General features: G+C 69.9%; 10 protein-coding genes. 9 read left to right on the forward strand and 1 reads right to left on the reverse strand.

Annotation, left to right across the window (positions count from 1 at the left end; genetic code table 11):
- The first annotated feature begins 14 nt into the window (after window positions 1–14).
- Both ACZ4TR_RS05090 and ACZ4TR_RS05095 read left to right on the forward strand, forming a co-directional pair.
- Window positions 15–1,154 (forward strand): dipeptidase, encoded by a 1,140-nt coding sequence (locus ACZ4TR_RS05090; protein ID WP_465285809.1) that lies wholly within the window; start codon window positions 15–17, stop codon window positions 1,152–1,154.
- 46 nt (window positions 1,155–1,200) lie between these two features.
- Window positions 1,201–1,638, forward strand: coding sequence for a LapA family protein (locus ACZ4TR_RS05095; protein WP_465285810.1), 438 nt, complete (start codon window positions 1,201–1,203; stop codon window positions 1,636–1,638).
- Between the two features lie 159 nt (window positions 1,639–1,797).
- Here ACZ4TR_RS05095 and ACZ4TR_RS05100 read toward each other — a convergent pair whose 3' ends face one another.
- On the reverse strand, window positions 1,798–2,619 hold the full coding sequence (locus tag ACZ4TR_RS05100) for a maleylpyruvate isomerase family mycothiol-dependent enzyme (protein ID WP_465285811.1): 822 nt from the start codon (window positions 2,617–2,619) through the stop codon (window positions 1,798–1,800).
- A gap of 82 nt (window positions 2,620–2,701) precedes the next feature.
- Here ACZ4TR_RS05100 and ACZ4TR_RS05105 point away from each other — a divergent pair, with 82 nt between their 5' ends.
- The 7 genes from ACZ4TR_RS05105 (at window position 2,702) to thpD (ending at window position 11,227) form a co-directional block, all read left to right on the forward strand.
- A complete protein-coding gene (locus tag ACZ4TR_RS05105; RefSeq protein WP_465285812.1) occupies window positions 2,702–3,508 on the forward strand; it encodes an Abi-alpha family protein in 807 nt (268 codons plus the stop codon).
- A 5-nt stretch (window positions 3,509–3,513) separates the two neighbouring features.
- Window positions 3,514–4,749, forward strand: coding sequence for a DUF445 domain-containing protein (locus tag ACZ4TR_RS05110; protein ID WP_465285813.1), 1,236 nt, complete (start codon window positions 3,514–3,516; stop codon window positions 4,747–4,749).
- A gap of 109 nt (window positions 4,750–4,858) precedes the next feature.
- Entirely contained in the window at window positions 4,859–7,813 is a 2,955-nt protein-coding gene (locus ACZ4TR_RS05115; RefSeq protein WP_465285814.1) for a patatin-like protein, read from the forward strand.
- Between the two features lie 297 nt (window positions 7,814–8,110).
- Window positions 8,111–8,623 carry a diaminobutyrate acetyltransferase gene (gene ectA / locus ACZ4TR_RS05120; protein ID WP_465285815.1) on the forward strand — a complete coding sequence of 171 codons (513 nt, stop codon included), beginning with the start codon at window positions 8,111–8,113 and terminating at the stop codon, window positions 8,621–8,623.
- Between the two features lie 15 nt (window positions 8,624–8,638).
- On the forward strand, window positions 8,639–9,892 hold the full coding sequence (gene ectB / locus ACZ4TR_RS05125) for a diaminobutyrate--2-oxoglutarate transaminase (protein WP_364516992.1): 1,254 nt from the start codon (window positions 8,639–8,641) through the stop codon (window positions 9,890–9,892).
- 11 nt (window positions 9,893–9,903) lie between these two features.
- A complete protein-coding gene (locus ACZ4TR_RS05130) occupies window positions 9,904–10,293 on the forward strand; it encodes an ectoine synthase (protein WP_465285816.1) in 390 nt (129 codons plus the stop codon).
- 31 nt (window positions 10,294–10,324) lie between these two features.
- On the forward strand, window positions 10,325–11,227 hold the full coding sequence (gene thpD / locus ACZ4TR_RS05135) for an ectoine hydroxylase (protein WP_465285817.1): 903 nt from the start codon (window positions 10,325–10,327) through the stop codon (window positions 11,225–11,227).
- Window positions 11,228–11,264 lie beyond the last annotated feature (37 nt).

An 11,264-nucleotide genomic window follows, 5' to 3' on the forward strand; every position in this document is an offset into this window, starting at 1 on the left:
CCTACGATCAGGTGATGACTAACGAGGCACTGCAGCGTGCTACGAAACTGCTGGACGCCGTCATCCTGGCCGACGGGCACAACGACCTGCCGTGGGAGCTGCGGCAGCACGGCGGCCCGAACCCGGTCGAGGCGGTCGCGTCGCTCGACCTGACCGTCCGGCAGCCGGCGCTGCACACCGACTTCCCGAAGCTCGCCGACGGGAAGCTCGGGATGCAGTTCTGGTCGGTGTACGTGCCTTGCGAGTTCGAAGGCCACAGTGCCGTCACCGCCGTCCTCGAGCAGATCGAGGTCGTCCACCAGCTGGCCGAGCGCTACCCCGACCGGCTCCGGCTGGTCGACACGGCGGACGAGGCCGAGGCCGCGTTCGCCGACGGCCGGATCGCGTCGCTGCTGGGTGCCGAGGGCGGGCACAGCATCGCCGAGTCGCTGGGCGTGCTGCGGATCCTGCGCCGGCTCGGCGTCCGCTACATGACGCTGACGCACAACTTCAACACCACCTGGGCCGACTCGGGCACCGACGAGCCGGTCCACGGCGGGCTCACCGAGTTCGGCCGCGACGTCGTGCGCGAGATGAACAAGATCGGCATGATGGTCGACCTCTCGCACGTCGCGCCGTCGACGATGCGGGCGGCGATCGAGGTCAGCTCGGCGCCGGTGATCTTCAGCCACTCCTCCTGCCTCGCGGTGAACGACCACCCGCGCAACATCCCGGACGACGTCCTGGCGCTGCTGCCCGGCAACGGCGGCGTCGCGATGACCACGTTCGTGCCGGCGTTCATCTCGCCGAAGGTCACCGCGTGGGACCACGAGCTGAAGGCCGCGATGGAGGCCGCCGGGCAGGAGTACCGGAACCTGGCCCAGCGCGGGGAGTTCGTGAAGCAGTGGGACGGCCCGGTCAAGCCGAAGGCGACCGTCGACGACGTCGTCGCGCACGTCGAGCACGCCCGCGAGGTCGCCGGGATCGACCACATCGGCCTCGGCGGCGACTACGACGGCGTCGGCACGCTGCCGGAGGGCCTGGAGGACACGTCCAAGTACCCGGTGCTGTTCGCGGCGCTGCTCGAACGCGGGTGGAGCGACGAGGACTGCGCGAAGCTGGCCGGGAAGAACACGCTCCGCGTACTGCGCGAGGTCGACGGCTTCGCCCGTTAGGGGGTTTGACAGAGCGCTCCCCGCGTGCCGGACGGACACTGGGTACATGACGCACGCGCGCGGGGACGCGGCCGGCCGCCCCACCGGCCCGACCAACCACGACCTGCCCGGGAACGAGGTGCCCGAGGGTGCCCTCGAACCCGCCGAACTGCGTGCCGGTGACGTCCGGCCCGGCGCCGAGGAGGTCACGCCGGTACGTCCGGCGCCGGCCAGGACCGGCGCGGCCGCGAAGAAGCGGACGCGGCCGACGCGGATCAGCGGCACGTGGGTCGCGGTCATCGCCGGCCTGGTCGTGCTGGTGGTGCTGCTGGTCTTCATCCTGCAGAACCTCGACCCGGCGACGGTGCACTTCTTCGGCGCGGAAGGCAGCCTGCCGCTGGCCATCGCGATGCTGTTCTCGGCCATCGGCGGCGCGGTGCTGGTCGCGCTGATCGGCGGCGCCCGCATCCTGCAGCTGCGCAAGCAAGCCCGCCGCCCGCGCTGAAGCGCCACTTTCGCCGAGAAAGTGACGCTCTGAAGGTCCCAAGGCGTCACTTTCCCTAGGAAAGATGCGTCCGAAGGCCCTCCGGACGCATCTTTCCTAGGGAAAGTGATCCGGAGATCGCTCCTCCGTTGCACTTTCACGTGAAAGTGCGCTCCGGGGTCAGGCGATGATCGAGGTCATGCCGAGGATGACCTCGCAAACGTTTTCGTCGCCCGAAGTCTTCACGCGGCCGAGGTCGGGGGCGTTGCGGGTGCAGAGCCGCCAGAACGTGTCCAGGTCCGTCGTCACCGTGGCCAGCGGTGTGCGGGACGGCGGTGCGCCCCGGTCCAGGACCCAGCCGTCGCGCTCGCGGCGGGCGTGCCACTTGCCGGCGCCGGTGACCGTGTATCCCACTTGCTTGCCGACGCGCGCCTCGACGTCGCGCAGCGTGTGCGGCAGCGCGCGGACGAACGTGTCGGCGATCGGCTCCGCGTACTCGGCCTCCAGCGGCGTGTGCTCGAGCGCTTCGCGGATCTGCACGTGGTGGACCCAGAACTCCGAATAGTCGCGGGCCGCGTCGAGCCAGCGCGGCGCCGGCTCGTCGCCCGCCCACGTCACGGGCTCGCCGTCGGCGTCGAGGTCCACCTTCGCCCAGTACTCGGTGGTCTGGCCCATGAACTCGTACATCATCGTGAGCAGGACGTCGGTCGAGAGCCGCCGGCAGGCGATGACCCACTCCTCGTTGATCCGGTCGATGAAGCGGGGGAAGGACTCCCCCAGGCGGGGGGCTTCGGAGGCGTGCCCGTCGCGGCTCCGGGACAGCCGGCCGACCTTGCCGCCCAGCAGGTGAGCGGCGAGGTCCTTGACCGTCCAGCCCGCGCACCCGGTCGGGCGCTGCCAATCCTCCTCGGTCAGCGCGCCGAGCAGCGTCATCAGCGCCTGCTCCTCTTTCGAGAAGTACGGAAGGACGTCGATCGGCGGGCCCCAGCGCGTCGGACTCATGCCTGCATCCAACACGCACATCACACCACCGTTCGGCCTACCCGCAGGTAGCATCACCGCGTAAGCAGAGGGGAGCCGACCCGTGAACGCAGAGCGACCGAACGGCCGGGGCACCGGTGACGAGGTGGCCGACCTGGCGCGGCGTGCCGGGCAGCTGGCGGGCTGGGCCGCGCGCACCGGCTTCGCGCTCGGCCGCAAGCTCCCCGGCGTCGAGACGGCCGAACGCACGGTCCGGCAGGTGGAACACCAGCTGCTGGCCGAACTGCGCCGTCGCCTCGACGAGGTCGACGACCCCTACCACGCGGCGCTGACGGCGGCGTCCGCGATGAACCGACCGGCGGTGCCCGGGAAGGTCGAAGCGACCGTGACGCTCGTGCCGGCGCGCGACAACCACACCGAGCCGCTGCGCGCCGCGATGGCCGAACTGCTCAACCACTCCATCGGCTTCGGCCGCGACCGGGCCCGCGAGTACTTCTACGCGATCATCCTGCGCCAGCTGACCCCGGACGAGGCCCGCCTCCTGTCCGCGCTGTCGGACGGGTCGCCGTTCCCCGTGGTCGACGTCGTCGAGCGCACCGGCCTCGGCAGCAGCGGGCGCGTCGCGCTGCGCAACGCGTCGACGGTCGGCAAGGCGGCCGGAGTGTCCCTGCCCGACCAGGTGCCCGGGTACGTCACGCGGCTGATCGCGCTGGGCCTGGTCGACCTCGACGAAGAGGTGCCGTCGCTGGAGACGCAGTACGAGATCCTGTTGACCGACGAAACCGTGCGCGACGCGGAGAAGCACGTCAAACGCGCGAAGTACGTCCGGCGGACGATCCACATTTCGCGCCTGGGCGCGCAGTTCTGGCTCGCCTGCGACCCTGCTGCCGATCCACGCAGCTTCGGCTGACCCGGATGGGGTCGTTCCTCGCCGGCATCGTCGCCGACTTCGCGCAGCACTGGCCCCTCTACGTCTCGATCCCCGTCGTCGCCGCGCTGATCGGCTACGGCACCAAGCTCGTCGCGATCCGGATGATGTTCCACCCGGTGGAGTTCATCGGCGTCAAGCCGTTCCTCGGCTGGCAGGGCATCGTGCCCAAGCGCGCGGCGCGGATGGCGAGCATCGCCTGCGACACGATGACCGAGCAGCTGATCGAGCCGGCCGAGGTCGTCGCGCGGCTGGACGCTTCCCGGATCGCGAAGGAGATCGAAAAACCGCTGCTCGCGGGGGTCGAGGACATCGTCCGCGAGGTGGCGGGGCACTACCGGCCGGGGCTGTGGGAGTCGCTGCCGGTGCGGGTTCAGCGGCTGGTGATCGAGCGCGTCCAGCACGAGTCGCCGCGGATGGTCGCGGCCGTGCTCGACCTGATCAAGTCCGATGTGGACAATGTGTTCGACCTCAAGGGCATGGTGGTCACCAGCCTGGTCAAGGACAAGCGCCTGCTGAACCGCATCTTCCAGGAGGCGGGCGCGAAGGAGTTCAAGTTCATCGCCCGCTCGGGTCTGGTGTTCGGCGGCGCGATCGGCGTGATCCAGATGGTGGCCTGGGTGCTGTTCAAGTTCCCGCTGATCATGCCGCTGTTCGGCCTGTTCACCGGCTGGTTCACCGACTGGCTGGCGCTGCGGATGATCTTCTTCCCGATCGAGCCGCGCAAGTACTTCGGGGTCACGTGGCAGGGGCTGTTCCTCAAGCGGCGCGCGGAGGTCGCGGAGGCGTACGGGGCGCTGATCGCGCAGGAGATCATCACGCCGCACAACGTCATCGAGGCGATCCTGCACGGGCCGCTGTCCGACCGGGTCCTGGCGTTGATCCAGCGTCAGCTCGACCGGGAGCTCGGGAGCGTCGCGAAGCCGCTGCTGGTGTTCGCGGTCGGCAGCCGGAAGTACCAGGACGTCAAGCTGGCGATCGCGGGGCAGATCATGTCCCGGCTGCCGGAGACGATGCGCTACATCGAGGACTACGCGACGGACGCGATGGACATCCGCAACGTGCTGGTGTCGAAGATGAAGGAGCTGTCCCCGCACGAGTTCGAGCGGCTGCTCCGGCCGGCTTTCGAGCAGGACGAGTGGATCCTGATCGCCACGGGCGCGGTGCTGGGCTTCGCGGTCGGTGAAGGTCAGGTCCTCCTGCTGGAGCACCTGGCGGCCTGAGCACGGCCGGGCGAGCAAATCCACCCGAACGGCCGTACACCCGGACGTATCCCCGCGCTCACCTTGCGCCTCTACTCTGCGTCAGGACGACGACGGGCGGGGGAGCCCCATGCCTCAACCAGCCGAACCGTGGCAGCAGGAGATCCGCCTGGCGATGACGATGGTGGGTGGCGCCAGCCTCGCCATCTGGATGGGCGGGGTCGCCACCGAGACGTCGCAGCTGCTGCGCGAGTCCAGGGGTGACGCCGAGCCCGGGCTCTATCGCAAGCTGCTCGATCTCCTGCGCGCGACGGTGTCGATCGACGTCCTCACCGGGACCAGCGCCGGCGGGGTCAACGCCGCCTGCCTCGGCCTGGCCGAGGCCTTCGGCTCCACGCCGCAGGTGCTGCGGGACACCTGGATCGAGGTCGGCTCGCTGGAGAACCTCGTCCGCGACCCGGACGAAGCGCAGCCGCGGTCGATCCTCGACGGCGATCGCGTGCTGCTCGCCGACTTCGAGCGGGCGCTGCACCGGATCACCGACGCCGGCTCCGCGCCCGTCGAGCCACCGGACGTCACCGTGCTGCTCACCGGCACCATGATCGACGGCGAGACCACCCGGTTCGACGACGCGCTCGGAAACCTCGTGCGGGACACCGAGCACCGGATGCTCTTCCGCTTCGACGGTCCACTGTGGACGCAAGGCGTGCAGGGCCCGCTGGCGCTGGCCGCGCGCTCCACGGCGTCGTTCCCGGGCGCCTTCGAGCTGTCGCGGCTGCCGATCGGCGACGCCGCCGCCGACGAGCTGCACCCCGACATGACCGCCTACACCGACCTGACCCGCTCGCACTGGCTGACCGACGGCGGGGTGCTGCTCAACAAGCCGCTGCGGCCGGCGCTGCGGGAGATCTTCGAACGCACGTCACACGCCGATGTCCGGCGGCTGCTGCTCTACGTCGTGCCGACCGGCGAGCGGGAGGCGACCGAAGTCCCTTGCGACGCCGCGAACCCGCCGTTGCTGTCGAACGCGATGAGCAAGGTCGTCGCGACGGTGATGAGCCAGTCGATCAGCGCCGAGCTGGAGGACCTGACCCGGCACAACGACGCCGTCGTTCGGACCCGAGACACCCGAGTCTCGCTGGCGGCGCTGGGCCTGCGCGGCGGTCCGGAGTGCCTGATCGACCAGGGAATTGCCACGTCCTACCTGGAGCGGCGGACGGCCGAGGACGCGGCCGAGCTGGTCGGCGTCGCCACCCGCCGGTACGCACTGTCCGGTGTGGACACCGAGGACCGGGAGTGGGCCTCGGGAATGTCGCAGCAGCTGCGCGCGGTCGCCGTGGCCGGGCTGAGCAGCGGCATCCCGCCCGAGCCGCCGTCGGCGAGCATGACCGTGGCGGACCTCGTCGCGTACCGCACGAGCGCGCTCGACGACGCCGTGGCGACCGGGCTGCAGCTGATCAACGCCGGGTTCCGGCTGGGCCCCGATCCCGCGCAGGCGAAGGAGCTCAACAACGCGCGAACGGGGCTGCACGCGGCGCGGAAGAAGTCCGCGCGGGGCACGCGGCTCGCGCAGTGGGTCGCCGGGCACGACGAACCCGGCGCGAGCAGCACCCTCGAAACCTGGATCCGCGAGCTCGCCGAGGAGTGGGCCGGGCTCGGCCGCTCGGACGTCGTCGCGCAGGCCTGGCCGATGGTCGTGACGGCGCTGCGGGCGGCGGCGCCCACGTTGCGGACCCTGAGCGACGAGTCCCCCGGGACGGTCAAGACACTGCTCGACTGGCTGGCGCTGCCCGACGGCGGTGACGACGTCGTCCAAGCGCGGCTGCTCGGCCTGCACGTCGCGACGCGGGGGCTGCTCGCACAGGCGCCGTCGGTCGACCAGAGGGTCGAGCTCGTGCAGGTCAGCGCCGATTCGCGGACGCTGCTGGACCTGAAGCGCCGCCGGTCGGGAGACAAGCTGACCGGGATGCAGGCCGACTACTTCGGCGCGTTCTACAAGTCGTCGTGGCGGGCCAGCGACTGGATGTGGGGCCGGGTCGACGGCGCCGGCTGGCTGGTGCAGTGCCTGCTCGACCCGCGGCGGCTGGAGACCCTGCGCGACCTCGTCGGGGCGGACACCTTCCGCGACGAGCTGGTCGCCGCGCTGAAGCCGCTCTGGCGAGGGCCCGGTCGCGACGACAACGCCGAGCCCGCCGAGGTGGCGGAGCTGACCGGCCAGCTCGACGCCGAGCTGGCGTTCCTCGGGCTGGACTCGGCGCTGAACGCCGTGGACTTCGCCACCGGGCGGCCGGTCAGCATGCCGGTGACGGCGATGGTGCTGGCCCGCGGCCGCCAGGCGGAGATCGCCGCGGAGGAGTTGCCGGTCGTCGCGAAGCAGGCGGCCGCCGACGTGAAGGTGAGCGGCTGCAGCGGCGCGGCGTCGGCCGGGTTCCGCGCGCGGGCCGCGCAGCCGATCGCCGACGCGGCCGCCACCCAGCGCGTGTTCCAGACGTGCCGGGTGTCGGCGGAGAAGCTCGCGGGCGAGCAGGGCACGGCCCAGCTCACGCGGACGCTGGTGAAGCTCGGCGCCGCGACGGTCAACGCGGGGACGGTGGCGTTCCGCCTGCCCGGCGGCTGGCCGAAGACGGTCGCGGGCATCCTGCGGACGGTCGCGCGCAGCACGGCGAAGGTCACCCGGAGCGCGTCCAAGCTGGGCACGCCGGGTTCGCTGGCGGCGGGTGTGCTGGCGCTGCTGGCCGGCCTGGTGATCGGCGACAGCGGCGGCGCGATCCTGCAGTGGATCGGCCTCCCGGTCCTGGCGGGCGCGGTCATCTACCTCGCGACGGCGCTGCTGACGATGGGCCGCACCGCGCGCCGGCTGTTCGCGGTCCTGGGGGTGCTGGTCGTGGCGGCGCTGCTGCTGGCCGCGTTCCTGCCGCCGATCGCGCGGCCGTTCTTCGGCTGGCTGGGGAACGTGGTGGCGGGCTGGCGGCGCGGGGACGGCGCGGTGTGGTGGCTCGTGGTGTCCGGGCTGCTGATCCTGCCGGCGGTGGTGATGCCGGTGAGCGGGATCCGGCGCCGGCTCCGGAGCCGGCGCCGCGCCTGACCGGACGAATCCGCGGTCCGCGGGCCGCTGGGAGAGAAGCGTCCGGTGGCGGGCGCGCTCGTGCGGACCCGTGCGGAATACGGCCCGTCGTCTTGCGATCACGGCTTCGAAGGTTCATGGTTCGGGTAGGTCGCGAACCACGGGTGTGCGACTGAGGCAGGCCTGTGCCCTGCTCGCGTCCGCGTCAAACATGTTTGTGGGACTCCTCACCGGGTACCCCGCGTCGTCCCAGGTCATTGCGGGGGTCGTGAGCTGCGTCGCTGGCAGGTCGAAAATTCTCTGTTACGTTTCCTGAGTATGTCCGTAACGCACTTGATCGAATCGCCGACCAAGGCGGACGGCGCGGAGCTGTGGCGAATCGCGCGCGATTCCGCCAAGCTCGATCTCAACTCGCCGTACGCATACATGCTGTGGTGCCGCGATTTCGCCGAGACATCGGTGGTCGCGCGCGAGGACGGCAAGGCGGTCGGGTTCGTGACCGGCTACCGCCGGGCGGAAGAACCCGACGTCGGGTTCGTCTGGCAGGTCGCGGTCGACGCGTCGCAGCGGGGAAAGGGCCTGGCCGGCCAGCTGCTGGACGCCCTGTACACGCGGCTCGTCGCCACCGGGGTGCGTTACCTCGAGACCACCATCACCCCGGACAACGAAGCGTCCATCCGGCTGTTCACCTCCTTCGCGAAGCGCTGGGAGGCGTCGGTGGAAACCACGGAGCTGTTCGCCGGCGCGGATTTCCCCGGCGATGGTGAACATCTGCCGGAAGAGCTTTACCGCATCGGTCCGCTCTCAGTACGCAAAGATCCGGGCGAGTAGGAGAAAAGAACCGTCATGAGCATCTTCGAAGAGCTCGAATCCGAGGTCCGCAGCTACAGCCGCGGCTGGCCGGTCGTGTTCGACCGCGCCCAGGGCAGCCACCTCTACGACGAGAGCGGAAAGCCCTATCTGGACTTCTTCGCCGGGGCCGGCGCGCTGAACTACGGGCACAACAACCCGCACCTGAAGCAGGCGCTGATCGACTACATCCAGCGTGACGGCGTCACCCACGCGCTCGACATGTTCACCGTGGCCAAGCGCGACTTCCTGCAGACCTTCCGCGACAAGATCCTCGATCCGCGCGACCTGAACTACAAGGTCGTGTTCCCCGGTCCGGGTGGCGCGAACGCCGTCGAGGCCGCGCTGAAGCTGGCGCGCAAGGTGACCGGCAAGGAATCGGTCATCAACTTCACCAACGCGTTCCACGGCATGACGCTGGGCGCGCTGTCGGTCACCGGCAACTCGATGAAGCGCGGCGGCGCCGGCGTCCCGCTGGTGCACGCCACGCCGATGCCGTACGACGCCTACTTCGACGGCGCCATGCCGGACTTCCTGTACTTCGAGAAGCTCCTCGAAGACTCCGGCAGCGGGCTCAACGAGCCGGCCGCCGTGATCGTCGAAGGCGTGCAGGGCGAGGGCGGCATCAACGCCGCGCGCCTGGAGTGGCTGAAGGGGCTCGACGACCTCTGCAAACGCCACAACATCCTGCTGATCCTCGACGACGTCCAGATGGGCTGCGGCCGCACCGGGCCGTTCTTCAGCTTCGAGGACGCCGGGATCAAGCCGGACATCGTCTGCCTGTCGAAGTCCATCGGCGGCTACGGCATCCCGATGGCGCTCACGCTGATCAAGCCGGAGCTCGACGTCTGGGAGCCGGGCGAGCACAACGGCACCTTCCGCGGCATCAGCCCCGCGTTCGTCACCGCGACCGAGGCGATCAACGTCTACTGGAGCGACGACGAGCTCGAGAAGTCGACCAAGGCGAAGGGCGAGCGCATCGCCGCCGCGTTCTCGGGCATCGTCGAGGCCTACCCGGACGCGAACCTCGTCGCCAAGGGCCGCGGCCTCGCGCGCGGCCTGGAGTTCGGGGACGGCGAGCTGGCCGGCCGCGTCTGCGCGGAAGCGTTCGCGCGCGGCCTGCTGATGGAGACCTCCGGCCCCGACGGCGAAGTCATGAAGCTGCTGCCGCCGCTGACCCTGACCGACGACGAGCTCACCCAGGGCCTGTCGATCATCGACGAGTCCATCAAGGCCGTCCTGAAGAAGTAAAGGAGTACGACGTGCTCGTCCGCACCCTCGACGAGGTGACCGACACCGACGCCGACATCAAGACCCCGAACTGGCGCAGCAAACGCATCATCCTGGCCAAGGAGGGTGTCGGCTTCTCGGTGCACGAGACCACGCTCTACGCCGGGACGGTCAACGACTTCTGGTACGCCAACCACATCGAGGCGGTGTTCATCACCTCCGGCGAAGGCGAGATCGAAGACCTCGCCACCGGTAAGGTGTACGAGCTCAAGCCCGGCACGCTGTACCTGCTCAACGACCACGACAAGCACCAGGTCCGGCCGAAGACCGAGATCAAGTGCGTGTGCGTGTTCAACCCGCCGGTGACCGGCCGCGAGGTCCACGACGAAAACGGTGTGTACCCGCTGATCACCGAGGGATGAGTACCGGAAAGGAAAACAGGAGGCGAAGCCCGTGACGCTGATGGACACCCGGGTCGACGACGGTTACCCGACCCGGATCACCGGTACGCCGGCGCAGCTGCCGCGCGTGCACCCCACCGTGTGGGGTACCGAAAGCGACGGTCCGATCGACGCCGCCACCCTGGCGAACCACGAGACCAAGGGCTACACCGTGGTCGAGGACATGCTTTCCGTCGGGGAGGTCCAGACGTACTGGCAGGAGCTGGTGCGGCTGTCCTCCGACGAGGAGCTGGCCCGGGACGAGCGCGTCATCACCGAGGCGAAGACCGGTGAAGTCCGGTCGATCTTCGACGTCCACGAGATCTCGGACCTGATCGCCGAGCTGGTGCGCGACCCGCGCGTGCTGGACCGGGCCCGGCAGCTGCTCGGCTCCGAGGTGTACATCCACCAGAGCCGCGTCAACTACATGCCGGGGTTCAAGGGCACCGGGTTCTACTGGCACTCGGACTTCGAAACCTGGCACGCGGAGGACGGCATGCCGGCCCCGCGCGCGGTCAGCTGTTCCATCGCGCTCACGGACAACTACCCGTTCAACGGCGGCCTGATGATCATGCCGGGCTCGCACCGGACGTTCGTCCAGTGCGCCGGCGAGACGCCGGACGACAACTACAAGTCGTCGCTCAAGGACCAGCGGGTGGGCGTGCCGAGCGAGGACGACATCACGAAGATGGCGGCCGAGCACGGCATCGACCAGTTCACCGGCCAGGCCGGCTCGGCGCTGTGGTTCGACTCGAACATCATGCACGGCTCCGGCAACAACATCACCCCGTACCCGCGCTCGAACATCTTCCTGGTGTTCAACAGCGTGGAGAACGCGTTGCAGGAGCCGTTCGCGGCGAGCGCCCCGCGGCCCGCGTTCATCGCCGGCCGCGACTCGACCCCGATCTCGCGTTGAGCCGGTCTGCCGCGGCTGGTCGTGAGTGGGAAACAGG

Source organism: Amycolatopsis sp. NPDC028719 (assembly GCF_055565395.1).

What these genes read in the sequence shown, in the direction of transcription:
- ACZ4TR_RS05090 (WP_465285809.1), top strand. Translation starts at nt 15, where the DNA reads ATGACTAACGAGGCACTGCAGCGTGCTACGAAACTGCTGGACGCCGTC.
- ACZ4TR_RS05095 (WP_465285810.1), top strand. Translation starts at nt 1,201, where the DNA reads ATGACGCACGCGCGCGGGGACGCGGCCGGCCGCCCCACCGGCCCGACC.
- ACZ4TR_RS05100 (WP_465285811.1), bottom strand. Translation starts at nt 2,619, where the DNA reads ATGAGTCCGACGCGCTGGGGCCCGCCGATCGACGTCCTTCCGTACTTC.
- ACZ4TR_RS05110 (WP_465285813.1), top strand. Translation starts at nt 3,514, where the DNA reads ATGGGGTCGTTCCTCGCCGGCATCGTCGCCGACTTCGCGCAGCACTGG.
- ACZ4TR_RS05115 (WP_465285814.1), top strand. Translation starts at nt 4,859, where the DNA reads ATGCCTCAACCAGCCGAACCGTGGCAGCAGGAGATCCGCCTGGCGATG.
- ectA (WP_465285815.1), top strand. Translation starts at nt 8,111, where the DNA reads ATGTCCGTAACGCACTTGATCGAATCGCCGACCAAGGCGGACGGCGCG.
- ectB (WP_364516992.1), top strand. Translation starts at nt 8,639, where the DNA reads ATGAGCATCTTCGAAGAGCTCGAATCCGAGGTCCGCAGCTACAGCCGC.